Below are 24,066 nucleotides of genomic sequence, written 5' to 3'. Positions count from 1 at the left end.
CCCGCCGCGGCGGGGCGCCGTCCGTGGGAGCTGCGTCAGTAAGCGCCGGTCTTCTTGAAGTCCTTCAGGAGCTCGTGCATCTGCGCCTCGATCTCCTTGCTGAACTTCTTGTCGCGCTCGATCGCCTCGACCAGCCCGCCGAACTTGGCACGGGCATGTTCGCGCAGCGCCTTCTCGGCCGCGAGGGCCTTGGCGACCTCGACATCGTCGAAGTAACCGTTGTTGATGCCGAACAGCGTGAGGGCCATCTCCCAGACCTGCAGCGGCTGGTACTGGGGCTGCTTCATCAGCTCGGTGACCAGACGACCGCGCTCGAGCTGCTTGCGGGTAGCTTCGTCGAGGTCGGAGGCGAACTGCGCGAAGGCCGCCAGCTCACGGTATTGCGCGAGCGCCAGACGCACGCCACCACCGAGCTTCTTGATGATGTCGGTCTGGGCGGCGCCGCCCACCCGCGACACCGAGATGCCGGCGTTGATGGCGGGCCGGATGCCGGCGTTGAAGAGGTCGGTCTCGAGGAAGATCTGACCGTCGGTGATGGAGATCACGTTGGTCGGCACGAAGGCCGACACGTCACCGGCCTGGGTCTCGATGACCGGCAGCGCCGTGAGCGAGCCGGTCTTGCCCTTGACCTCGCCGTTGGTGAACTTCTCGACATAGTCGGCGTTCACGCGGGCGGCGCGCTCGAGCAGGCGGGAGTGCAGGTAGAACACGTCACCCGGGTAGGCTTCACGGCCCGGCGGGCGGCGCAGCAGCAGCGAGACCTGACGATAGGCCACGGCCTGCTTGGACAGGTCGTCGTAGACGATCAGGGCGTCTTCGCCACGGTCGCGGAAATACTCGCCCATGGTGCAGCCCGAGTAGGCGGCGATGTACTGCATGGCCGCAGACTCGGAGGCGGTGGCGGCCACCACGATGGTGTAGGCCATGGCGCCGTTCTCTTCGAGCTTGCGCACCACGTTGGCCACGGTGGAGGCCTTCTGGCCGATGGCCACGTACACGCAGTACAGGCCCTTGCCCTTCTGGTTGATGATGGTGTCGATGGCCACCGCGGTCTTGCCGGTCTGGCGGTCACCGATGATCAGCTCGCGCTGGCCGCGGCCGACCGGCACCATGGCGTCGATGGCCTTCAGGCCCGACTGCACCGGCTGCGAGACCGACTGGCGCGCGATCACGCCCGGCGCAACCTTCTCGATCACGTCGGTGAGCTTGGCGTTGATCGGGCCCTTGCCATCGATCGGCTGGCCGAGCGAGTTGACCACGCGACCGATGAGCTCGGGGCCCACCGGCACATCGAGAATGCGGCCGGTGGCCTTGACGGTGTCGCCTTCGGAGATGTGCTCGTATTCGCCGAGCACCACCGCGCCCACCGAGTCGCGCTCGAGGTTCAGCGCCAGGCCGAAGGTGTTGCCGGGGAACTCGATCATCTCGCCCTGCATCACATTGGACAGACCATGGATGCGGCAGATGCCGTCGGTGACGGACACCACGGTGCCCTGGTTGCGGGTGTCCGCGGACACCTGCAGATTCTGGATCTTGGTCTTGAGAAGTTCGCTGATCTCAGCCGGATTGAGCTGCATGAGACTCTCCTGATTCCTTGGTGCGCGCCGGTGAAAAGCCGCCGCGTTATGCCTTCAGCACGCCTGCCAGCTGCGCGAGCTTGCCGCGCACCGACGCATCCATGACCTCGTCGCCGACCCGCACGGAGACCCCTCCGATGAGATCGGCATCGACCGATACCTTGACCTTCACCTGCCGGCCGTACTTCGCCTGCAGCGTGCCGGTCACCTCGGCCACCTGGGCGTCGGTGAGCGGAAACGCCGAGGTGACATGGGCGTCGACGATGTTCTCGTGACCGCTTCGCAGGGTCTCGAAGTGCCGGGCGATGTCCGGCAGGACCGACAACCGCTCGTTCTCGGCCAGCACCTGCACGAAGTTGAACTGCTGCGGCTCGAGCTGCCCGCAGGTCTCGGCCACCAGCTGCGCCACCTGGGCGGTGCTCAGCCGGGGGTTGCTCAGCAGTTCGCGCGCGGCGTCGTTGCCGGCCACCGAGGCCAGACGCGACAGGGCATCGGACCACGAAGGCAGCGAACCCGCGTCACGGGCCAGCTTGAAGACCGCTTCGGCGTAGGGGCGGGCGATGGTGAGTGACTCGGCCATGCTCGGGTCCTAGCGCAGTTCGTTCTTCAGGTCGGCCAGCAGATCGGCGTGACGGTTCGCGTCGATCTCGCGGCGCAGGATGCGCTCGGCACCGGCAACCGCCAGCTGGGCGACCTGATCACGAAGCTGGTCCTTGGCGCGCTGGGCGGCCAGGGCGGCTTCGTCTTCTGCGGCCTTCTTGGCCGCCGCCACGATCCGGCCGGCTTCGGCGCGGGCTTCTTCGAGCAGCTGGCCCGCCTGGCGCTCGGCACCCGAACGCACTTCGGCCGCGCCGTCGCGGGCCTGCTTGAGCTCGTCGGCCACGCGGCGCTCGGCCGAGGCAAGATCTGCCTTGGCCTTGTCGGCAGCCGCCAGACCGTCGGCGATGCGCTTGCTGCGCTCATCGAGGGACCGGGTGATCGGCGGCCAGACGAACCTGGCGGTGAACCACCAGAGCGCCACGAAGACGACGATCTGGACGATCAACGTCGCATTGATGTTCACGACTGACTTCCTTTACTGGAGAAGTCGGGAGGATGGAACCCGGTTCAGCCTTTGAACGGGTTGGCGAAGGCGAACATCATCGCGATACCCACGCCGATCAGGAACGCGGCGTCGATCAGACCGGCGAGCAGGAACATCTTGGTCTGCAGCTTGTCCATGAGTTCGGGCTGGCGGGCGGCGCCTTCGATGTACTTGCCACCCATCATGCCGATCCCGATGCACGCGCCGAGCGCGCCCAGACCGATGATGAGACCGCAAGCGATGGCAACCAGAGCGACGTTGGTCATGATGACTCCTTGGTTTGAAAGCGACAGGAACTTGAGGTTGAAAAGGGGTGAAGCGGAAGCGGCGGCGGACCGGCCGGTCAGTGGCCCTCGTGGGCCTGGCCGATGTACACCAGGGTGAGCATCATGAAGATGAAGCCCTGCAGCACGACGATCAGGATGTGGAAGATGGCCCAGCCCAGACCCGTGAGGAAGTGCAGGCCGAAACCCCACCAGGTGGCGGTGGCGCCGAGCAGCGCGATCAGCATGAACACCAGCTCGCCGGCAAACATGTTGCCGAACAGCCGCATGCCGAGCGACACGGTCTTCGCGGCGTACTCGATGAGCTGCAGCGCGAAGTTGAAGGGGGCCAGCAGGATGCCGCTGCCGAAGGGCGCCGAGAACAGCTCATGGATGAAGCCGCCCGGGTGCTTGATCTTGATGCCGTAGTAGATCGACGCGCACAGCACCACGATGGACAGCGACAGCGTGCCGTTGAGGTCGGCCGTGGGCACCACGCGCAGATAGGCATGGTGCGGATCGCGACCGGTGGCGGCGTAGTAGCCTTCCCAGAGCTTGGGCAGCAGATCGAGCGGCAGGAAGTCCATGGCGTTCATCAGGACGATCCAGACGAACGAGGTCAGCGCCAGCGGCGCGATGTAGGAGATGTCGCCCTTGACGATGGAGCGCGCCTGCTCGTGCACGAACTCGACCAGCGACTCGATGGCGCCCACGAAACGGCCCGGCACGCCCGAAGTGACCTTGCTGGCGGCACGGGCCAGAAGGAAGGCGGTGAGCGCGGCGAGCAGGACCGAGAAGAACACCGTGTCCCAGTTGACCACCGAGAAGTCGACGATGGACTTCTGCGCCTCACCGGTGCCATTGAAATGGGTGAGGTGATGGACGATGTACTCGGAGGGGGTGGGGGCGTGAGCGTCGGCTGCCATGGCTTCTGTGTGCTTCTAGGTATCCGTTGACGACCTCGGTACTTCAGGACCACTGCCCCGGGGCGGCCAGTTCAGTGGCGCATCCCGGACCAGCAGCAGCGCGAACAGCGGCACCTTCAGGGCCACGATCAGGCCCAGGACCAGTGGCAACCACCGGACCTCGGGCATGACATGAACCACCCAGGCCAGCAGACCGGCGGTAAGGCCGATCTTGGCGAACTCGCCCAGGAAGAACACCGCCGGGTAGGACTCCGGCGAGCGACCTTTCTGCAGGGCGAGCCTCAGGGCGAACAACCCGTTGGGAACCACCGCCGCCATGCCGCCGAGCGCGAAAAAAAACGCGCTCGTCCAGTTGAACGCCAGCCCGGTGAGAACACCGAGCACACTGACGGCTCCAACCTGCAAACCCACGGCAGCAAACATGATTGTTGCGTCGGCTTGCGACAGGCAAAGACTTGAGATTTTAAGGGTTTGCCCCAAGGGGGTCAAATCAGACCCTGCTGCGCGCTGTCCGCGACGGCCCGGCCGGAGGACCAAAGACCCCACGCGGCGTTGCGCCGCAGCATCCGCCCGCAGCCCGGGCGGCGCATGATCCGCCATCGTTCCCTTCGACGCGGAGACCGTCATGCGCGCCCTCGCCTGGAAGCTTTGCCTGTGCGCCTGCCTGCTCGGCGCCGCCCCCCTGCACGCGCAATCGCCCGCGCAACCCGGCGCGGCCCAGGGTTCCGTCCCGACCGATCCCGCGCGACGCGCGGCTGCCGTGGCCGCCGTGGTGCGCGTGGATGCCACCGCGATCGCCGACGCGCCCAGCGCCGCCTCGCTCGGCCCGCGGCGCAGCGGCTCGGGCGTGATCATCGGCGAGCGGCTGGTGCTCACCATCGGCTACCTGCTGCTCGAGACCGAGACCGTGGAGGTCACCACCGGCGATGGCCGGCGCCTGCCGGCCACGGTGGCCGGCTACGACCATGCCAGCGGTTTCGGGCTGGTGCGCACCGCGCTGCCCCTGGGCCTGCCCGTGCTGGAGCTCGGCGATTCCGACCGGGTGGCCGAGCGCGACACCGTGCTCACCGTGGGCCAGGGTGAGCGCGAGGCCACCGAGCTGGTGGTGGTGTCGCGCAAGCCCTTCGCGGGCAGCTGGGAATACCTGCTGGAGCGGCCGATCTTCACCTTCCCGCCGGTGAACAACTGGAGCGGCGCCGCGCTGATCGCCGGCGACGGCCGGCTGGTGGGCATCGGCTCGCTGGTGGTGAACGACGCCGGCGAAGACCGCCGCGGCCTGCCGGGCAATCTCTTCGTGCCGGTGAACCTGCTCAAGCCGATCATGGCCGACCTGCTCGCGCAGGGCCGGCGCGCGGCACCGGCGCAGCCCTGGCTGGGCATGAGCACGGAGTTCGTCCGCGGCAACCTGATGGTGGTGCGGGTCTCGCGCGGCAGCCCGGCCGAGCGCGCCGGCGTGGATCCCGGCGACATCGTGCTGTCGGTGGGCGGCCAGCGGGTGGCCGGCCAGGCCGATTTCTACCGGCGGCTCTGGGGCCTGGGGCCGGCCGGCACCGAGGTCACGCTGCGGCTGCTCAAGGGCGGCGAGGTGCGCGAGCTGCCGGTGCGCTCGGTGGACCGCGCCGAGACCCTGGCGCGACCCACCGGGGTGTGAGGCCGGCTCAGAGCACCATCTGGGTCTGCGTGACCACCGCCACCAGCTTGCCCTCGGCGCTGGTCACGCGGGTTTCCCAGGTCTGGGTACGACGGCCCTTGTTCAGCGGCGTGGTGGTGCCGGTGACCGTGGTCTCGACCGGTGCGGGGCGAAAGAAATTGGTCTTGGACTCGATGGTGGCGGTGCCGGCGCTCTCGGGGATGTTGAGCACCGTGGCCACCGCGCCCAGCGTGTCGGCAAAGGCCATGATCGCGCCGCCGTGCAGGATGCCGCCGGCGGTGCAGAGGTCGGGCCGCACCCGCAGGGTGGCCACCACCCTGTCGGGCTCGGCCTGGACGAGGGTAAGGCCGATGAGGTCGGAGAACAGCCCGCGCAGGCGGGCTTCGAGGGCGGCGATGTCGGTCACAGGCGCTCCTGGGCAAGGTCACGCAGTCGGTGCTTCTGGATCTTGGTGGCGTTGGTGCCCTCGGTGACCGGAAAGGCATCGATGGCGAACACCCGCGTCGGCACCTTGTAGCGCGCCAGGCGCGCGGCCACATGCGCGCAGACCGCCGCCTCGTCGAGCACGGCGCCGGGCCGCAGCGTGACGAAGGCCACCGGCCGCAGCGCGCCCGCAGTGGTCACGCCCACCACCTGGCAGCCGTCGATGCCAGGCACCTGCTGCACGCACTCCTCGATCTCGGCCGGGCTGACCAGGAAGCCGCCGAGGCGCAGCGAATCGCCGATGCGGGCGAGGAACACGAAACGGCCGTCGGCAGTGGTGTAGCCGAGGTCGCCGGAGCGGTACCAGCCCTCGGCATCGCGGGCCTGCGCGGTGGCCTGCGGGTTGCCGAAGTACTCGACCATGATCGAACCGGGGGCGAGGAACTCGAGCTCGCCCGACTCGCCATGGGGCAGCACCCGGCCGGTCTCGGGGTCACGGGCACGCACCTGCGCGAGCGGGCTCACCGGGCGCCCTCCCGCCAGACGGCGCTCCTCGGGCGGGGCGTGCTCGGACTGGCGCGAGAACAGCGCCTGGATCTCGCTGATGCCATACAGCCCCACCACCCGCAGCCCGCGGGCGTCGGCGCGCTCGAAAAGGTCGGCCAGCGCCGGATTGAAGGCGGCGTAGCCCACGAAGCGCAGGCTGGGGTAGGCCGGCGTGCGCTCATGCAAGGCCAGCAGCTGGTCGATCGCCTCGTCGGTGGCGTTCATGTGCGTGCACTGGTGGCGCGCGATCAGCTCGGCGGCCAGCCGCGCATCCCAGGCCGGCATCATGGCGAAGGGCCGCCCGGCCGCCAGCATGGCCAGCGCGTTGCACACGCCGAACACGCCACAGAGGGGTGGCGCGAGCAGCATGGAGGAGGACGCGTCGATGCCCCAGGCGCGCACCACATCACCGGCGTGGCCGACCAGGGTGCGCTGGTCGTGCAGCACGAACTTGGGCGCCTTGGTGGTGCCCGAGGTGGTGAAGATGGCGCAGCCCAGCTGCGGCTCGGCAAGATCATGCGGGAAGGGCTCGCCGGCCACGCACGACGCGTAGCGGCTGAGCCGCGCCCGGGCGGGCAGCGCGGCGCGCAGCTCGGCCAGCCGGGCTGCGGCCTGCGGCTCGTCTTCGTCGTAGGCGATGACCGCCTCGAGGGCGGCGAGCGACTCGGCCGGGCAGCCGGCCAGGGTGGCCACGAAATCGGCCCGGGTGAAGGCCGGCCAGGTGAGCAGCACCCGCGAGCCCGAGCGCCCGAGGATGTCGGCGAGCTCGGCGGAGCGGAAGCGGGTGTTCACGGCCACCGCGATCGCGCCCAGCCGCGCGCAGGCGAAGAAGGCGGCCAGCCAGGCGGTGGCATTGGGCAGCCACACCGCCACCCGATCGCCACGGCCCACGCCCAGCGCGTGCAGGGCACCCGCCAGCCGCGCGCTCTCGTCGGCGAGCATGGCCGGGGTGACCGGGCGATCGCGGTCGTGGACCGCGGGCTCGTGCGGCCGGGGGTGACGGGCGAGCAGCTCGGTGAGGGTCATGGCCGGATCGGCGGGCCTCAGGCCTTCGGGACGGTGGCCTGCATGGACGGCCGGGCGTTGAAGCCCTCGAACCAGGCCGCGGTGCGGGGATGGCCCTCGCGCCAGGCGAGCTGGGGGAAGCGCAGGTCGAGGTAGCCGAGCACGCAGCCGAGCGTGATGGTGCCGATGTCGACCCGGTCGGCCAGGCCCTCGGCCTGCGCCTCGACGCGGGCCAGGCCGGTGTGGATCTTGTCGAGCTGGCCGGCGCTCCAGTCGGACCAGCGCAGCGGCTCGGGCCGCACGCCGGTCTCGTAGCGCACCAGCAGCGCCGCGTCGAGGATGCCGTCGCCCAGCGCCTGGTCGGTGAGCGCGCGCCAGCGTGCCGGGCCGGCCGCCGGGAAAAGCCGCGCGCCGGCGCGGGCATCGAGGTACTCGCAGATCACGCGGCTGTCGTAGAGGGCATCGCCCTCGTCGGTGATCAGCGTGGGCACCTTGCCCAGGGGATTGCGCTCGACGATGCTGCGATCGCGATTGACCGGGTGGGCAGCCGAGGGCAGCAGCTCGATGCGCGCGGCCAGGCCGGTTTCATGGGCAACCACCATGCACTTGCGGACATAGGGCGAGGCGGGGGAATGGAAGAGCTTCATGGCGGCGTTCCTGGCGGGGGGTTTCGGGGCAGGCAGCAAACAGGGCAGGCGGCAGGCGGGGCAGGCGGGCAGAGGGCGCGGCGTCGAGGCGCCGCGCGAGGCCGGTGGGCTCAGGTGGAGCGCTGCGCCTTGTCGCGGTCGTTGGCTTCCTTGATGCGGGCGCGGGCCTGCGCCCACTGCTCGTCCGTCCAGTCGAGATACTGCTTGAAGTACGCGCCATTGGCCAACCAGTTGGCCCCGTCGATGGCGATGGTCTGGCCGGTGAGCCACTCGCAGCCCGGCGCCATCAGGAAGGCCGCCAGGTCGGTGAGCTCTTCCATGCGGCCGAGCCGGCCCATGGGATTGTGGGTGGTCTCGACCCCGGGGGTGCCGGGCACCGGCCGCAGCCGGGCGCCTGCGCCCTCGGTGGGGAAGATGCCGGGGGCGATGGCGTTCAGGCGGATGCCGTGACGGCCCCACTCCACCGCCAGCGACTTGGTCATGACGTCGATGCCGGCCTTGGACATGGCCGAGGGCACGACAAAGGGCGATCCGGTCCAGACCCAGGTGACGATGATCGAAAGCACCGTGCCCTTGCGCCCGGCCGCGATCCAGCGCCGGCCGGCGGCATGGGTGACATAGAAGGTGCCGTGCATGACGGTGTTGGCCACGGCGTCGAAGCCCCGCGGCGAGAGGTCTTCGGTGCGGCTGATGAAGTTGCCGGCAGCGTTGTTGATGAGGCCGGTGAGCGGGCCCGCGGCGAAGATGTCGTCCATCATTTCGTCGACCGCCGCGGCATCGCGCACATCGCAGGCCACGGTATCGACCTGGCCACCGTGCTGCGCCATGAGCTCGGCGGCGGTGGCATCGAGCACGCCCTTGCGGCGGCCGCAGATCACGATGCCGGCGCCCAGCTGCAGCAGGCGGCCGGCCATGGCCTTGCCCAGGCCGGTGCCGCCACCGGTGACGAGGATGCGGTGGCCCTGGAAGAGAGCGTTCTGGAACATGGCGGTCGCCTCGGGGATGCATGCTGACGGGCACTGATTGCATCATGGAAAGGCGCGGCCGGGGTTGGCCGCCACCTCCCGAAGGAAACGCATGAAACCGCTCGTCATCCGAATCCTGATCACCCTGGGCCTCGTGCTGAGCCTGGTCGCCGCGCAGACGCCGGCGTGGGCCCAGTCGCCGGCGGCCTGGTCGCCGAGCAAGCCCGTGCGGATCATCGTGCCCTTCCCGGGCGGCGGCATCGTCGACCTGATGGCGCGGGCCGTCACCGACCGGCTCGCCGCCACGCTCGGCCAGCCGGTGGTGGTCGAGGCCCGACCGGGCGCAGGCGGCAGCATCGGCACCGAAGCGGTGGCACGCGCCGATGCCGACGGCCACACCCTGCTGCTGGCCACGCTCTCGCATGTGACGCTGCCCGCCTTCCAGAAGCTGTCGTGGCATCCCTCGCGCGACTTCGCCGGCATCGCCATGCTGGGCCAGGTGCCCAATCTGGTGGTGGTGGCCAACAGCGTCGAGGCCCGCAGCCTGAAGGACTTCGTCGCGCTGGCCCGCGCCCGACCGGGCCAGTTCAACTACGCCAATGCCGGCAACGGCACCTCGCAGACCCTGGGGGTGGAGATGTTGCGCAAGCAGACCGGCATCCAGCTCACCTCGGTGGGCTACAAGGGCTATCCGCCGGTGGTGCCCGACCTGATCGCGGGCCGGATCGAGTTCGCGCTGATGCCCTTCGGCGTGGCCGCACCGCATGTCAAGGCCGGCAAGATGCGGGCGCTGGCGGTGGTGGCGCCGGCCCGCAACCCGCAGTTCCCCGATCTGCCCACGCTCGCCGAGGCCGGGTTCCCCGAGGCGCCGGTCATCTCGTGGTACGCCTTCATGGCGCCGGCGGGCACGCCCCGCCCTGCCCTGCAGCGGCTGGCAGCCGAAGTGGCCCGGGCGCTGGCCGACCCCGAGGTGATCGCCCGCATCGAGACCATCGGCGGCAGCCCCCTGCCGCCGGGCACACCCGCCGAGGTGGATGCCATGGTGGCGCGCGAGACCGAGCGCTGGGCCCGTTTCGTGCGCGAGACCGGCCTCACCATGCAGTGAGGCGGGGTCGGCGCCCCCGGGCCGTTCGGCCGGACCCGCGGGCCTTCCATCCCGGCCCGCTGGTCAGCCGCGCAGGCCGCGACCGATCATCCCGTCCATGAGCGACATTCCGCCCGAGCCCCGGCACCCCGGCGCGCTGCCCGCCAGTACAAGCATCGACGACGAGGTTGTCCGACGCCGCGCCCGCCTGCGTGAACTCGGCTACACCATGCTGGAAGTCATGGTGGCCGTGGGCATTGTCGCCCTGATCGCCACCTTTGCGGTCCGCGCCTACGACCGCTACCTCGACCGCGCCAAGGCGGCCACCGCCGTGAGCGACATCCTCGAGATCTCCAACCGGATCAAGAGCTTCGAACTGAACAACCGGCGGCTCCCCGACAGCCTCGACGAAATCGGCCGCGGCAGCGTCGCCGACCCCTGGGGCCGTGCCTACCAGTACTTCAACCTCGAGACCGAGAGGGGCAATGGCCAGGCGCGGCAGCGCAAGAATCTCAAGCCGCTGAACACCGACTACGACCTCTACAGCATCGGCAGGGACGGGGAGACCTCGAAAGTTGTCTCCGATGACAAGGCGCTCGACGATGTGGTTCGCGGCCTGAACGGCCGGTTCACCGGCTTCGCGAAAGACCTCGACGCCACGGCGTCCAGCAAGTGAGCCAGCCGACCGCACGGGCCTGGCTGGGCAGTGCGCTCGGTACCCGGGTGGCCCGGCGCATGCTGCTGGCTTTCCTGCTGCTGGGCATCCTGCCGGCGGCGATCACCCTGGGCGTCGGCCAGCATCAGGCGCGCGAGGCGCTGCGTGCCCGTCATTACGCGGCGCTGGGTGAGTCCATCGAGTCGCTCACCCAGGTGATGATGGAGCGGCTCGCCGCCTACGACGGGATGGCGGCGAGCCGGATCGAGCGCCAGGACCTCGCCGGACTGCTCACGGATCCGGCCTCGCCCTTCGACCGGGTGGCCCGCCTGCCGGCCGCGGGAGCGCCGGCCTGGGCCCTGCCCGGCCAGAGCGGCGAGCCGCCAGCGGCGCTCGCGTCGCAGGACCGCCCGCGGCCGGGACGCGGCCGACTGGTGGTGCTGAACGCCGCCGGCGCCGAGCCCGCCGAGATCTGGCTGCTGCGGGCGGATGCCGCCGTGGCCGACGCAGCCGCGCTGGCACTGCGACTGAGCCGCTCCGTGCTGTGGGCAGGCACCGATCTGCAGGCCGCCAACGCCGCCTTCTGCGCCCTGGACGCCCGGACCCAGCCAATGCATTGTGAGCGCCCACTGCCGCGCAGCGTGCTGGATCAGCTTGCCGGCCGGCCGGCCGATCAGCTCCTGGGTCGGGTGGACTGGACCGGTGAGGAGGACCAGAGCAGCGTCTTCGGCGAGGTCTTCCTGAAGTCCCGGTTCGACACCGAGAGCTGGCTTCTGGTGCTCACCCAGCCGGTGCGGATCGCCCGCTCCGCGGAGAACCGGCTCAACCAGGCGGTCCTGCCTGCCGCCCTGCTGGCACTGATGAGCGCGCTGCTGCTCGCGCTGGTGGCGGTCAGACGAACCCTGGGGCCGCTGCAGTCCCTCACCCAGGCCACCGAACGGCTGGCCGAACGGGACTTCGCCCATCGGGTGGCGCTCAGCGGGGACAATGAATTCACCCGGCTCGGCCACTCGTTCAACCGCATGGCCGAGGGCCTCGCCCAGCAGTTCGACACCCTGGGTGCGCTCGCCCGGATCGACCAGCTCATCCTGGAGGGTCGGCCGGTCCGGGAGATTGCCGGCATTGCACGGGACCTGATGGTGCGCGGCATGCCCGGTGCTGCGGTGATGGTGGCGGTGGCCGAGGAAGACGGCTGGTGGCTCTGCCGGGGCGACGGCCGCCAGCGGCAGGCATGGCTGGCAGCAGCCCCCGAGACCGAATGGCTGGCGCAATGCGCCGCCGGCGGCAGCCGGGTCATGACTTCGGATGAGCCCCCCGGCGCGCAGCCCCTGCGGCCTGCGCCAGACCTCCCCGCGCAGCTGGAGCCGGTGATCGCCAACGGCCTGATGGCCGGGGCGCTGCTCGCCGCCCGTGCCGCGACCGCGCCTGTCACGCCCGCCGAGCAGGCCCTGATCACCGGGCTGGCTGGCCGGCTGGCGGTGGGCCTGGAGTCTGCACGGCGCGCCGCCCTGCTGGAAGTGCGCGCCAACATCGACTCGCTCACCGGCCTGCCCAACCGACCGAATTTCCTGGAGCAGCTCGGCCAACGGCTGAGCCAGGCCCGTGAGGAAAGCCGCCGCGAGACGGTGCTCTTCGTCGATCTGGACGGCTTCTCCCACATCAACGACAGCCTCGGCCATGCCGCCGGCGACCGCATGCTCGGCGAGGTCGGGCGCCGGCTGCGCGAGACCCTGGGCGAACGCGGCGTGGTGGCCCGCCTGGGGGGCGACGAGTTCGCGCTCGCGCTCTCGGCCGTGGACGATGACGCCGCGCGGGCGCAGGCCGAACAGCTGGTGGCCACGCTCGCCCGGCCCTTCGATCTCGCCGGCGCGAACCGCTACATCAATGCCTGCATCGGCATCGCCAGCTATCCCGACCAGGGCAATGACCCCGCCGAGCTGCTGCGCCACGCCGACATGGCCATGTACCGCGCCAAGGCCAGGGGCCAGGGCTCGGTGGCGATCTACCTGGCTGACATGGAGGCCGAGGCGGTGCACCGCGCCGCGATGGATACCGAGATGCGGCGGGCCCTGGCGAATGGCGAGTTCCTGCTGCACTACGAGCCGCTGGTGCAGGCCCGCTCCGGCGTCGTCCAGGGCTGCGAGGCCCTGATCCGCTGGCAGCATCCCGAGCGCGGCATGGTTCCGCCCGGCCGATTCATTCCGCTGGCCGAGGAAACCGGATTGATCTCGCCGATCGGCAGCTGGGTGCTGCGCGAGGCCTGCCGCCAGTTCATGCAGTGGCGCCGCGACGGCGTGCCGGTGTCGGTGGTGAGCGTGAATGTGTCGGTGCACCAGTTCCAGAGGCCCGACTTCGTCGATGAAGTGCGCGAGGTGCTCGCGCAGACCGGCATGCCCGCCAGCGGCCTGAAGCTCGAGATCACCGAGAGCCTGCTGATGGACGAGCCGCGCGAGGTGGAGCAGCGGCTCAATGCGCTCGCGGCGATGGGCCTGAGCCTGGCGCTGGATGACTTCGGCACCGGCTACTCCTCGCTCACCTACCTGAAGCGGCTGCCGGTGGACTCGATCAAGCTCGACCGCAGCTTCCTGACCGACCTGCTCGAGAGCCAGGAAGCGCGTGACCTGGCGCGCTCGGCCATCGGCATGCTGCACGCCCTGCGCAAGGAGGTGGTGGCCGAGGGCGTGGAAAAGCCCGAGCACCGGGTGCTGCTCGCCGGCTGGGGCGCCGACCTGCTGCAGGGCTGGGTGTTCAGCAAGTCGATGAGCGGGCCGGCCTTTGCCGACTATGTGCTGAGCAATCCCATCGCGCCCCTCGGACCCGCGGGCGCCACGCGGGCCGGGGCGCGGCTGCCCGTGTCTCAGTCGGCCTGATCGCCCTCGCCCAGGCCCAGACGCTCGAGCAGACCCTGGAACTGCTCGGGGCCGGAGAACCCGATCACCAGCTGGCCCCGACCGCGGGCACCCACGCGGATGCTCACCTCGGCGGCGAGGGCATCGGCCAGCCGGGTCTGCAGACGCTGCACATCGGGATCGGGCCGGCGGCCGCCTGCCGCGCGCGGCGCGCTGGCGGCGGGATCCTGGGCGCGCTGGTGCTGCAGCACCCGCTTCTCGGTCTCGCGCACGGTCAGGCGCTTCTCGACCACCTCGTGGGCCAGCATGATCTGCGCCGCCCGATCGACCGCCAGCAGGGCCCGGGCATGGCCCATGTCGATGTCGCCCGCCAGCAGCAAGGCCTGCACCGGCTCGGCCAGGTTGAGCAGGCGCAGCAGGTTGGAGGTGGCGCTGCGCGAACGCCCGATCGCCTCGGCAGCCTGCTCGTGCGAGTAGCTGAACTCGTCGATCAGCCGGCGGATGGCCTGGGCCTCCTCCAGCGGATTGAGGTCTTCGCGCTGGATGTTCTCGATCAGGGCCATGGCCAGCGCCTGCTCGTCGGCCACCTCGCGCACCAGCACCGGCACCTCGTCGAGACCGGCGATCTGGGCGGCGCGGAAGCGGCGCTCGCCGGCGATGATCTCGTAGCGATGCGACTCGAGCGGCCGCACCAGGATGGGCTGCATCACGCCGTGCTGGCGGATGGAATCGGCCAGCTCCTGCAGGGCGGATTCATCCATGCGCGATCGCGGCTGGTAGCGGCCGGCCTGGAGGCGGGCCACCGGCAGGGTGGCCACCGGGCCGGGAGCAGCGGCCGTGCCGGCCACCGGCAGATCGGCACCGAGCAGGGCATCGAGGCCGCGCCCCAGCCCCTTGGGCTTGGCAGCGGCAGGCGGCTTGCGCCGGGGAGGTGAGTCAGTCATCGGGGAGGCTCCGGAGGCGCTCGATGAGTTCGGCGGCGAACTCGACATAGCCGCGCGCCCCCTTGGATGAGGGGTCGAAGACCACGCCCGGCATGCCGTGGCTGGGCGCCTCGGCGAGCCGGACATTGCGGGGAATGATCGACCTGAAGACCTTGTCGCCGAAGTGCTGCGAGAGCTGTTCGGAGACCTGCTGCGACAGCGTCATGCGCGGATCGAACATCACCCGCAGCAGGCCGATCACCTTCAGGCGGGTGTTGAAGTTGGCGTGCACTTTCTTGATGCTGTTGACCAGGTCTGACAAACCCTCCAGCGCGTAGTACTCGCACTGCATCGGGATGATCACGCCATGAGCCGCGCACAGGCCGTTGAGGGTGAGCATGGAGAGCGAGGGCGGGCAGTCGATGAGCACCACATCGAAGTCGGCGCTGACCGCGGCCAGGGCATCGCGCAGGCGCAGCTCGCGGCGGTCGAGGTCGACCAGCTCGACCTCGGCGCCGGCCAGTTCGCGGTTGGCCGGCAGCACCCGAAAGCCGCCATGCGGCGTGGGCTGGGCGGCCTCGGCCACCACGCTCTGGCCGATCAGCACCTGGTAGACCGAGCGCGGCAGGGTGCGCTTGTCGATGCCGCAGCCCATGGTGGCATTGCCCTGCGGGTCGAGGTCGACCAGCAGCACCCGCTGGCCGAGCTGATCGAGCGCAGCGGCGAGGTTGACGGTGGTGGTGGTCTTGCCCACCCCGCCCTTCTGATTGGCGACGACGAAGATGCGTGACATGGTCAGGCCAGGGCTGGCGCACTGCGGCGCTCAAGCAGCAGCAGGTGGCGACGGGCGTCCATCTGCGGAACGGCCAGTGTAATCGCAGCCGACAGATTCACGCCCTCGGGCAGTTCACGCAACTCGTCTTCCGGCAGCGCGCCCTTCATGGCCGCCCAGACGCCCTGCTCGGCCAAGAGGGGCAGGCTCAGCCGGACGAACTCGGCCAGGGTGCCGAAGGCGCGCGACACCACCAGCGTCACCGGCGGCAGATCGCGCAGCGCCGGCTCCGGGGGGCGATCGGGCCAGAGCCGGGCATGGTGAGCGTGCAGATTGCTCAGGCCGAGCTCGACGCGCAGCTGCCGGGCAAAGGCGGCCTTCTTGGCCACCGCATCCACGCAGTGCACCTGCACGCCGGGCACGCAGATGGCCAGCACGGCACCGGGCAACGCACCACCACTGCCGACATCGAGCACCACCGCCCCGTCGGCGAGGTGGTCTCGCCCCGCCCGGGCGGCATCGCGCAGGGGCGCGATGATGGCCAGGCAGTCAAAGCAGTGCTGCACCAGCATCTCGGCGGGGTCACGCACCGCGGTGAGGTTGTGGGTGGCGTTCCAGCGCGCCAGCAGCGCAAGGTGGCCCAGCAGAAGGCGCTGACGCGGCTCGGGCAGGCTCAGACCCAGCGCCGACAGTGCCCGGGCCAGGCGGGCCGGAGCATCGTCGGGCAAAGGCTTGCCGACGCGGCTCACCGCTCAGGCCGCCTGCTGCAGACGCCGCTTGCGCAGATAGACCAGCAGCAGGGAGACCGCCGCCGGCGTGACGCCCGAGATGCGGGAGGCCTGGCCCACGGTCTCGGGGCGCTGCGCGGTGAGCTTGCCCCGCACCTCGTTGGACAGCCCCCGCACCCGCGTGTAGTCGAAGTCAGGGGGAATGGCGAGGTCCTCATGGCGGCTGGCCCGGGCCACTTCCGCTTGCTGGCGGGCGATGTAGCCGGCGTACTTGCACTGGATCTCGATCTGCTCCACCACCTCGGTGGCACGCAGCGGATCGAGGCCGAGCGCCTCGCCACGCTCGGGGACACCGGGCCCGGCCACCGACATCAGCGCGGCGTAGCGCACCTCGGGCCGGGCCAGCAGTTCGGCGAGGGTGTGGTCGCGCTCGATCGGCTGACCAAGCACGGCGGTGGCCTGTTCGGGCGGCAGCTTCTTCGGGTTGACGCTGATGTCACGCAGGCGCTGCAGTTCGGTCTCGATCGCGTCGCGCTTGCGGCAGAAGGCCGCCCAGCGGGCATCGTCGACGCAGCCGATCTGCCGGCCGATCTCGGTGAGGCGCAGATCGGCGTTGTCTTCCCGCAGGCTCAGGCGATACTCGGCCCGGCTGGTGAACATCCGGTAGGGTTCGGAAACCCCACGGGTGATGAGGTCATCGACCAGCACGCCGAGATAGGCCTGGTCGCGACGCAGGGTGAAGGGCTCGCGGCCATGCACCGCCAGACCGGCGTTCAGGCCGGCCAGCAGGCCCTGGGCAGCGGCCTCCTCGTAGCCGGTGGTGCCGTTGATCTGCCCGGCAAAGTACAGACCGGCGATCGCGCGAGTCTCGAGCGTGGCCTTCAGGCCGCGGGGATCGAAGTAGTCGTACTCGATGGCGTAGCCCGGTCGGATGAGGTGGGCCTTCTCCAGGCCGACGATGCTGTGCACCAGGTCGAGCTGCACATCGAAAGGCAGGCTGGTGGAGATGCCATTCGGGTAGAACTCATGGGTGTCCAGGCCCTCCGGCTCGAGGAACACCTGATGGGCCGACTTGTCCGCGAAGCGGTGGATCTTGTCTTCCACCGACGGGCAGTAGCGCGGCCCTACCCCCTCGATCACGCCGGTGTACATCGGACTGCGGTCCAGACCGCCGCGGATGATCTCGTGGGTGCGGGGGTTGGTGTGGGTGATCCAGCAGGGCAACTGGCGCGGATGCTGCGCCGGATCGCCCAGAAAGGAGAACACCGGTACCGGGTCGAGATCACCGGGCTGCGCCTCGCAGCGCGAGAAGTCGATGCTGCGGCCATCGATGCGCGGCGGCGTGCCGGTCTTCAGTCGGCCTTGCGGCAGTTTCAGCTCACGCAACCGTGCCGCCAGAGAGATCGACGGCGGATCGGCCGCGCGGCCGGCCGAGTAGCGTGCCAGGCCGACATGGACGAGGCCATTCAGGAAGGTGCCTGCGGTGAGCACCACCGCACGGGCGCGAAAGCGCAGGCCGAGCTGGGTGATGGCGCCGCAGACCCGATCGCCTTCCACGATGAGGTCATCCACGGCCTGCTGGAAGATCTCGAGATGGGGCTGGTTCTCGAGGCGCCGGCGGATGGCCTGCCGATAGAGCACCCGGTCGGCCTGGGCGCGGGTGGCGCGCACCGCCGGACCCTTGCTGGCATTCAGGATGCGGAACTGGATGCCGGCCTCGTCGGTGGCGGCTGCCATGGCACCACCCAGCGCATCGATCTCCTTGACGAGATGGCCCTTGCCGATGCCCCCGATCGACGGATTGCAGGACATCTGCCCGAGGGTTTCGATGCTGTGGGTAAGCAGCAGCGTGCTGGCGCCGAGTCGGGCACTGGCCAGGGCGGCCTCGGTGCCTGCATGGCCCCCGCCCACGACGATCACATCGAAGGTCTTCGGATAATCCATCGGAGTCTGCCTGCGTGCGGCGAAACCGGCCATGATAACGAAAAGCGTCGTTGCCGGGGTGATCGACGGGTTCCGCGTGAATCCCGCCCGACGGCCGCTGGCGAATGCATCCGGCATCGAGCACCCTGCCCTGCGGGGCTCATCGTCACGCTCGATCAGCACCGTCAGAGATCGGCAGCGCCAGGCAGGTTGACATGGGAGATGAGCAGACCGGCGCGTCAATCCACGGGGAGAGGCGCATGAAAGCCAACGAAGGCCGCCTCGATCGGCTGATCCGTCTGGCAGCGTGGCTCGATCTTGTGGCGGCAGCATGAGCCGGCGCGATCGGCGCCTGAGGGTTGATCGGCGTCGTCCCGATCGCAACCGCCGCCGCGGGTTACTGTCCGCTTGACACCCCGCTCGGCATCAACACCTGCGGACTGAAGCGCTCCCGAGTCGGAGACCCCAGGGGCCCCTCTGTTTCACGTGGAACAGAGCTTCATCCACAAACCACAGGCACTGCGGGTGAATGAAGGGCGACCTCCGTCGCAAGGCGCCAGGGGAGCACCTGCGTTCAGTACGCCGCAGAAGCGCCGCCGGGACGGGTCTCTCGAATGGCTGCGGGGCAGTGTGACCCACCGACCATGATCCGTGGGATAGATAAGATTGCTAGCACCACCCTCCGCTCCGTTGACGGCGCCGACAACCGCGACCGCTGCGTCAGCGTCAACACCGCGGAGAGCCCGGACAGCCTGGAGAGCCCGCATTGCTGCCAGCCTTCCGCGCAGCCCACCTGCCGGGGGAACCCTGAGACCCCCGTGACCCGGCGCGGCACCGGGAAAGTGCAAGCGCGACACGGAACACGGGCTCAGCGGTTCGGCTGCGCCTGTCGAGGCGCCGAGTGGCACCGGATCGGCAGCAGGGCGCACCGCTTCACATCCGACACGTTACGCCACACGGTCACTGCCCGGGTGAAGCCGATCATCCAGCCGCCGCCCGCAGCGCGGTGACATCGCGCGGCCTCAGTCGCCTTCAATGCAGCCTCGGCCTGACCACCGTGCTCAACCTGTTCCACGTGAAACAGAGACTCCGATCAGGGCGCAGGCTTTTCTCAGGGTTCGCCTTGGCCTCGCAGTGACAGGCAGCGGCACGGACACCCGCTGAAGCATCGCCCCCCTGCCCTGCCGCCCATCAGCACGCCCGCCCTGCCTCAGCCAGAAGCCTGGTGCGCGGCCAGCATCCAGGCAGCAGCGCGCTCCGCGATCATCAGCGTGGGCGAGTTGGTGTTGCCCGAGGTGATGGTGGGCATGACCGAGGCATCGGCGATGCGCAGACCCGTGAGCCCACGAAAGCGCAACTCGCCATCCACCACCGCTGCAGGATCATCGGCCGGCCCCATCTTGCAGGTGCCTACCGGATGGAAGATGGTGGTGCCCACCAGCCCGGCCGCCTCGGCAAGCGCTTCGTCAGAGTCATACTGCGGGCCAGGCACGAACTCCTCGGGCGAGTACTTGGCCAGTGCCGGACTGCCCACGATCCGCCGCGTGAGACGGATGGAATCCGCCGCCACCTGCCGGTCTTCCGGGGTGGACAGGTAGTTGGGCGCGATCTTCGGCGCGTCTTCCGACCGCGGGCTGCGAATGTGGATGCTGCCTCGAGCCGTCGGTCGCAGATTGCACACCGACGCGGTGATCGCCGGAAAGCGGTGCAGGGGATCGCCGAACTTGTCGAGCGACAGCGGTTGCACGTGGTATTCGACATTCGCCCGGGCCTGCCCGGGATCCGACCGGGCGAACGCGCCGAGCTGGCTGGGGGACATTGACATCGGTCCGCTACGAAAGAGCAGGTACTCCAGACCCATGCGTGCCTTGCCCCAGAGGGAGTTGGCCTGCACATTGAGCGTGGCGGCGCCCTTGACCTTGAAGACCGTGCGCAGCTGCAAATGATCCTGGAGGTTCTCGCCGACTCCGGGCGCGGCGAGCCGCACCGGCACCCCGGCTTCGGCCAGCACCTCAGGTCGCCCGATGCCTGAGAGTTCAAGGATCTGCGGCGTGCCCACGGCGCCCGCGGCGAGCACCACTTCCCGACGCGCCGCCACCACCCGGCTGGGCCCACCACCGGCGTCGCGCACCGCCACCCCGAGCACCCGACTGCCGTCATCCGAGAGCTGCAGCCGCTCCACATGGGCGCCGCTCATCACGGTGAGGTTCTGACGGGTGATGGCCTGCCGCAGAAAGGCCTTGGCGGCATTCCAGCGGAAGCCTCGCCGCTGGTTGACCTCGAAGTAGCCGCAGCCGAAGTTGTCGCCCCGATTGAAGTCGTCGCAGGCCGGAATACCCTGTTCCGCCGCCGCCTCACGCCAGGCATCGAGAATCTCCCAGCGCAGGCGCTGGGCCTCGATCCGCCACTCACCGCCGTGGCCATGGAGTTCGTCCTGGGCACCGCCGTCGAGCCGATAGTAGTCCTCGTGCTGCTTGAAGAAGGGCAGCACCTCGTCCCAGCCCCAGCCGCGGTTCCCCAGGCTGGCCCAGCCGTCATAGTCGCCGCGCTGGCCTCGCATGTAGATCATGCCGTTGATGGACGAGCAGCCACCGAAGACCTTGCCGCGGGGGTACCGGATGCTGCGGCCATTCAGGCCGGGCTCGGCCTCGGTCATGTACATCCAGTCGGTGCGCGGGTTGCCAATGCAGTAGAGGTAACCCACCGGGATGTGGATCCAGACATAGTCGTCCTTGCCTCCCGCCTCGAGCAGCAGCACCCGATTGCGGCGGTCGGCCGAGAGCCGGTTGGCAAGCAGGCAGCCCGCCGTGCCCGCACCCACCACGATGTAGTCGAAATCGTCCATCACCCGCCGCCCTCCCCCGCGCGATCAGAGTCCGGCCAGACAGAGATACTTCAGCTCGAGGTATTCCTCGATGCCGTGGCTGGATCCCTCCCGACCGAGGCCCGACTGCTTCACCCCGCCGAAGGGCGCCACTTCCGTGGACAGCAGGCCGCTGTTGACGCAGACCATGCCGGTCTCCAGGGCCTCGGCCACGCGGAACACACGGCCGATGTCGCGCGAGTAGAAGTAGGCCGCCAGACCGAACTCGGTGGCATTGGCCATGCCCACCACCTCCTCATCAGACCGGAAGCGGAAGAGCGGGGCCACCGGCCCAAAGGTTTCCTCGCGGGCCACCCGCATGTCGGCGGTGACCTCGGTGAGCAGCGTAGGCTGGAAGAACAACCCGCCCAGGGTGTGGCGCTGGCCGCCAAGCGCCACGCGGGCACCCTTGGCCACGGCATCGGCGATGTGCTCCTCGACCTTGCTCACCGCCGCCGGCTCGATCAGCGGCCCGATGGTGACGCCCGGCTCGGTGCCCGGCCCGACCTTGAACTCGGCCACGCGGGCCGCCAGCCGGGCAGCGAAGTCGTCGTAGACCGCATCGTGCACATACAGCCGATTGGCGCAGACGCAGGTCTGACCGGCGTTGCGGTACTTGGAGGCCAGGGCCCCCTCGACCGCGGCATCGAGATCGGCGTCCTCGAAGACGATGAAGGGCGCGTTGCCGCCGAGTTCCAGCGACAGTTTCTTCACGGTATCGGCCGACTGGCGCAGCAGGATGCGGCCGACCTCGGTGGATCCGGTGAACGAGAGCTTGCGAACGGTGGGGTTCGTGCAGAGTTCGAGGCCGATCTCCGGCGATTTGCTGCCATCGGCCACGATCAGGTTGAACACGCCCGGCGGGAAGCCCGCTTGCTCGGCCAGCGCCGCCAGCGCCAGCGCCGAGAGCGGCGTGGCCTCGGCCGGCTTGGCCACCACCGTGCACCCGGCCGCCAAGGCCGGCGACACCTTGCGGGTGATCATCGCGATCGGGAAGTTCCACGGCGTGATGGCGGCGCACACGCCGATCGGCTGCTTGAGCACCAGGATGCGCCGGTCGGCCGCGTAGGTGGGAATCACCTCGCCGCAGACCCGCTTGCCCTCCTCGGCGAACCACTCGATGAACGAGGCGCCATAGACCACCTCACCCCGCGCCTCGGCCAGCGGCTTGCCCTGCTCGGCGGTCATCAGCGCCGCCAGGTCGTCGGCATGGGCCATCACCAGATCGAACCAGCGACGCAGCACCGCCGCGCGATCCTTGGCGGTGCGTGCCCGCCAGGCCGGCAGCGCGCGGGCCGCCGCGTCGATGGCGCGGCGGGTCTCGGCCACGCCCATGTCGGCCACGGCGGCAATGGTCTGGCCGGTGGCCGGGTCGGTCACCGCGAAGCGCGCGCCGCTGTCGGCCTGCACCCACTGGCCGTCGATGTAGCCACTGTCACGCAGCAGCAGGCTGCTCTTGAGTTGAAGCGTCATGAAAGGATCCCCTTGGGCAACACGGTAGGCACGGCCCGCGCCGGCAGGCCGCACGGCGTCATCGCTGGCTCACTTCATGGTGGGCATGACGAACTCGGCGCCGGCACGGATGCCGGCCGGCCAGCGCTGCGTCACCGCCTTGTAGCGGGTATAGAAGCGCACCCCTTCCGGCCCGTGCATGTGATGGTCGCCGTAGAGCGAAGCCTTCCAGCCGCCGAATGAATGGAAGGCCATGGGCACCGGGATGGGCACATTGATGCCGACCATGCCGATCTGCACCCGGTGGGCGAACTCCCGCGCGGCATCGCCGTCGCGGGTGAAGATGGCTGTGCCGTTGCCGAACTCGTGGTCATTGATGAGGCGCAGGGCATGCTCGAAGCCCTCGGCACGCACGATGCACAGCACCGGGCCGAAGATCTCCTCCTGGTAGATGCGCATGGCGGGAGTGACATGGTCGAACAGACAGCCCCCCAGGAAAAAGCCACCCTCGCGGCCCGGCACCACCACGCCCCGGCCATCGACCACCAGCTGCGCGCCCTCGGCCACGCCGGTGTCGACATAGCCCTTCACCTTGTCGAAGTGGGTGCGGGTGACCAGCGGGCCCATCTCGGCGGCCGGGTCCATGCCGTCGGCCACGCGGATAGCCGGCACCCGCGCCTTCAGGCGCGCCACCAGCGCGTCGGCCACGCCGCCCACCGCCACCGCCACCGACACCGCCATGCAGCGCTCGCCGGCCGAGCCGTAGGCCGCGCCGATGAGCGCGTCCACCGCCTGGTCGAGGTCGGCGTCAGGCATGACCACCATGTGATTCTTGGCGCCGCCCAGCGCCTGCACCCGCTTGCCGTGCGCGGCCGCGGTGTCGTGGATGTAGCGGGCGATGGGAGTGGACCCCACGAAACTCACCGCGTCCACCTGCGGATGGGTGAGCAGGGCATCGACCGCCACCTTGTCGCCCTGGACCACATTGAACACGCCATCGGGCAGACCGGCCTCCTTGAGCAGGCGGGCGACGAACAGCGCTGCCGAGGGGTCGCGCTCCGAAGGCTTGAGCACGAAGGTGTTGCCGCAGGCCAGGGCCACCGGGAACATCCACATCGGGACCATGGCCGGGAAGTTGAAGGGCGTGATGCCCACGCACACGCCCAGCGGCTGGCGCACCGAATACATGTCGATGCCGGTGCCCACCTGCTCGCTGTATTCGCCCTTGAGCAGCTGCGGGATGCCGCAGGCAAACTCCACCACCTCGAGGCCGCGGGTGAGCTCGCCCTCGGCGTCGCTGAAGACCTTGCCGTGCTCGGCGGTGATCAGCGCGGCGAAATCGGCGGCATGGCGTTCGGCCAGCTCCTTGAACTTGAACAGCACCCGCGCCCGGCGCAGCGCCGGCATGCCCGACCAGGCGGGAAACGCGGCCGCGGCGGCCTTGACGGCGAGGTCGACCTGCGCGGGCGTGGCCAGCGCCACCCGACGGGCGACCTCGCCGGTGGCCGGATTGAAGACATCGCCCCAGCGGTCGTCGGCGCTGCCGGCGACATCGCCACCGGCGATCCAGTGACCCACCTGAGCCGCGAGGCGGCTGTCCGAGCTTCCCATGACATTCTCCTGAAGATCAGGCCGGCGAAGGGCCTGCGGCTGTTCAGCCTGTTGAACGCGCATTCATTCTATGGAAGAATTATCGAATCCGGCCTTCCCCGCTGTCAATCCGGCCTCGC

The 24,066-nt window shown here is 69.7% G+C and carries 22 protein-coding genes; 5 read left to right on the top strand and 17 right to left on the bottom strand.

Features of this window, described 5'->3' with window-relative positions; translation table 11 throughout:
* Positions 1-35: 35 nt before the first annotated feature.
* The 6 genes from atpA to AC2H6A_RS00575 form a co-directional block, all read right to left on the bottom strand.
* Complete coding sequence (gene atpA, locus AC2H6A_RS00600) at positions 36-1,577, bottom strand: F0F1 ATP synthase subunit alpha (RefSeq protein WP_484271180.1); 1,542 nt, start codon at positions 1,575-1,577, stop codon at positions 36-38.
* A gap of 46 nt (positions 1,578-1,623) precedes the next feature.
* Positions 1,624-2,157, bottom strand: a complete 534-nt coding sequence (locus AC2H6A_RS00595) for a F0F1 ATP synthase subunit delta (protein ID WP_484271179.1) — start codon at positions 2,155-2,157, stop codon at positions 1,624-1,626.
* Between the two features lie 9 nt (positions 2,158-2,166).
* Positions 2,167-2,640, bottom strand: coding sequence for a F0F1 ATP synthase subunit B (locus AC2H6A_RS00590; protein ID WP_484271178.1), 474 nt, complete (start codon positions 2,638-2,640; stop codon positions 2,167-2,169).
* A gap of 44 nt (positions 2,641-2,684) precedes the next feature.
* A complete protein-coding gene (gene atpE / locus AC2H6A_RS00585) occupies positions 2,685-2,927 on the bottom strand; it encodes a F0F1 ATP synthase subunit C (RefSeq protein ID WP_484271177.1) in 243 nt (80 codons plus the stop codon).
* Positions 2,928-3,004: 77 nt separating this feature from the next.
* Entirely contained in the window at positions 3,005-3,850 is an 846-nt protein-coding gene (gene atpB, locus AC2H6A_RS00580) for a F0F1 ATP synthase subunit A (RefSeq protein WP_484271176.1), read from the bottom strand.
* 15 nt (positions 3,851-3,865) lie between these two features.
* Positions 3,866-4,273 carry an ATP synthase subunit I gene (locus AC2H6A_RS00575; protein ID WP_484271175.1) on the bottom strand — a complete coding sequence of 136 codons (408 nt, stop codon included), beginning with the start codon at positions 4,271-4,273 and terminating at the stop codon, positions 3,866-3,868.
* Between the two features lie 202 nt (positions 4,274-4,475).
* On the opposite strand from AC2H6A_RS00575, the gene AC2H6A_RS00570 reads away from it, so the two are divergent.
* Complete coding sequence (locus AC2H6A_RS00570) at positions 4,476-5,501, top strand: S1C family serine protease (protein ID WP_484271174.1); 1,026 nt, start codon at positions 4,476-4,478, stop codon at positions 5,499-5,501.
* 7 nt (positions 5,502-5,508) lie between these two features.
* On the opposite strand, the gene AC2H6A_RS00565 is transcribed toward AC2H6A_RS00570, so the two are convergent.
* The 4 genes from AC2H6A_RS00565 to AC2H6A_RS00550 form a co-directional block, all read right to left on the bottom strand.
* Positions 5,509-5,907: a PaaI family thioesterase gene (locus tag AC2H6A_RS00565; protein ID WP_484271173.1), complete on the bottom strand. Its 399-nt coding sequence runs from the start codon at positions 5,905-5,907 to the stop codon at positions 5,509-5,511.
* Entirely contained in the window at positions 5,904-7,496 is a 1,593-nt protein-coding gene (locus tag AC2H6A_RS00560; protein WP_484271172.1) for an AMP-binding protein, read from the bottom strand. Before AC2H6A_RS00560 ends, AC2H6A_RS00565 begins: the two co-directional genes overlap by 4 nt.
* Before the next feature lie 17 nt (positions 7,497-7,513).
* Positions 7,514-8,122: a glutathione S-transferase gene (locus AC2H6A_RS00555; protein WP_484271171.1), complete on the bottom strand. Its 609-nt coding sequence runs from the start codon at positions 8,120-8,122 to the stop codon at positions 7,514-7,516.
* Between the two features lie 110 nt (positions 8,123-8,232).
* Positions 8,233-9,108, bottom strand: a complete 876-nt coding sequence (locus AC2H6A_RS00550; RefSeq protein ID WP_484271170.1) for an SDR family oxidoreductase — start codon at positions 9,106-9,108, stop codon at positions 8,233-8,235.
* Between the two features lie 91 nt (positions 9,109-9,199).
* On the opposite strand from AC2H6A_RS00550, the gene AC2H6A_RS00545 reads away from it, so the two are divergent.
* The 3 genes from AC2H6A_RS00545 to AC2H6A_RS00535 all read left to right on the top strand — a co-directional run bounded on the left by AC2H6A_RS00545 (position 9,200) and on the right by AC2H6A_RS00535 (position 13,696).
* Positions 9,200-10,192 (top strand): Bug family tripartite tricarboxylate transporter substrate binding protein, encoded by a 993-nt coding sequence (locus AC2H6A_RS00545; protein ID WP_484271169.1) that lies wholly within the window; start codon positions 9,200-9,202, stop codon positions 10,190-10,192.
* Positions 10,193-10,289: 97 nt separating this feature from the next.
* Positions 10,290-10,847, top strand: coding sequence for a prepilin-type N-terminal cleavage/methylation domain-containing protein (locus tag AC2H6A_RS00540; protein WP_484271168.1), 558 nt, complete (start codon positions 10,290-10,292; stop codon positions 10,845-10,847).
* Positions 10,844-13,696: a putative bifunctional diguanylate cyclase/phosphodiesterase gene (locus AC2H6A_RS00535; RefSeq protein WP_484271167.1), complete on the top strand. Its 2,853-nt coding sequence runs from the start codon at positions 10,844-10,846 to the stop codon at positions 13,694-13,696. Before AC2H6A_RS00540 ends, AC2H6A_RS00535 begins: the two co-directional genes overlap by 4 nt.
* On the opposite strand, the gene AC2H6A_RS00530 is transcribed toward AC2H6A_RS00535, so the two are convergent.
* Genes AC2H6A_RS00530 through mnmG form a run of 4 tightly spaced genes read right to left on the bottom strand, consistent with a single transcriptional unit; the run spans position 13,684 to position 18,042 of the window.
* Complete coding sequence (locus tag AC2H6A_RS00530; protein ID WP_484271166.1) at positions 13,684-14,619, bottom strand: ParB/RepB/Spo0J family partition protein; 936 nt, start codon at positions 14,617-14,619, stop codon at positions 13,684-13,686. The genes AC2H6A_RS00535 and AC2H6A_RS00530 overlap by 13 nt on opposite strands.
* Positions 14,612-15,391: a ParA family protein gene (locus tag AC2H6A_RS00525; RefSeq protein WP_484271165.1), complete on the bottom strand. Its 780-nt coding sequence runs from the start codon at positions 15,389-15,391 to the stop codon at positions 14,612-14,614. The genes AC2H6A_RS00530 and AC2H6A_RS00525 overlap by 8 nt, the downstream gene beginning before the upstream one ends.
* A 2-nt stretch (positions 15,392-15,393) precedes the next feature.
* Positions 15,394-16,119, bottom strand: a complete 726-nt coding sequence (gene rsmG, locus AC2H6A_RS00520; protein ID WP_484271164.1) for a 16S rRNA (guanine(527)-N(7))-methyltransferase RsmG — start codon at positions 16,117-16,119, stop codon at positions 15,394-15,396.
* 3 nt (positions 16,120-16,122) lie between these two features.
* The gene (mnmG, locus tag AC2H6A_RS00515) at positions 16,123-18,042 is read right to left on the bottom strand and encodes a tRNA uridine-5-carboxymethylaminomethyl(34) synthesis enzyme MnmG (RefSeq protein WP_484271163.1); all 1,920 of its coding nucleotides are present in this window, start codon (positions 18,040-18,042) and stop codon (positions 16,123-16,125) included.
* 338 nt (positions 18,043-18,380) lie between these two features.
* Here mnmG and AC2H6A_RS00510 point away from each other — a divergent pair, with 338 nt between their 5' ends.
* Positions 18,381-18,554, top strand: a complete 174-nt coding sequence (locus AC2H6A_RS00510) for a YgaP family membrane protein (RefSeq protein WP_484271162.1) — start codon at positions 18,381-18,383, stop codon at positions 18,552-18,554.
* A gap of 677 nt (positions 18,555-19,231) precedes the next feature.
* On the opposite strand, the gene AC2H6A_RS00505 is transcribed toward AC2H6A_RS00510, so the two are convergent.
* From AC2H6A_RS00505 to AC2H6A_RS00495, 3 genes are all read right to left on the bottom strand, one after another.
* Positions 19,232-20,866 carry a GMC family oxidoreductase gene (locus AC2H6A_RS00505; RefSeq protein ID WP_484271161.1) on the bottom strand — a complete coding sequence of 545 codons (1,635 nt, stop codon included), beginning with the start codon at positions 20,864-20,866 and terminating at the stop codon, positions 19,232-19,234.
* A gap of 24 nt (positions 20,867-20,890) precedes the next feature.
* A complete protein-coding gene (locus AC2H6A_RS00500; RefSeq protein ID WP_484271160.1) occupies positions 20,891-22,357 on the bottom strand; it encodes an NAD-dependent succinate-semialdehyde dehydrogenase in 1,467 nt (488 codons plus the stop codon).
* Between the two features lie 69 nt (positions 22,358-22,426).
* Positions 22,427-23,947: a CoA-acylating methylmalonate-semialdehyde dehydrogenase gene (locus AC2H6A_RS00495; RefSeq protein ID WP_484271159.1), complete on the bottom strand. Its 1,521-nt coding sequence runs from the start codon at positions 23,945-23,947 to the stop codon at positions 22,427-22,429.
* Between the last annotated feature and the right edge of the window lie 119 nt (positions 23,948-24,066).

The organism is Quisquiliibacterium sp. (assembly GCF_982640115.1).
This window is presented reverse-complemented; position numbering and strand designations above follow the sequence as displayed.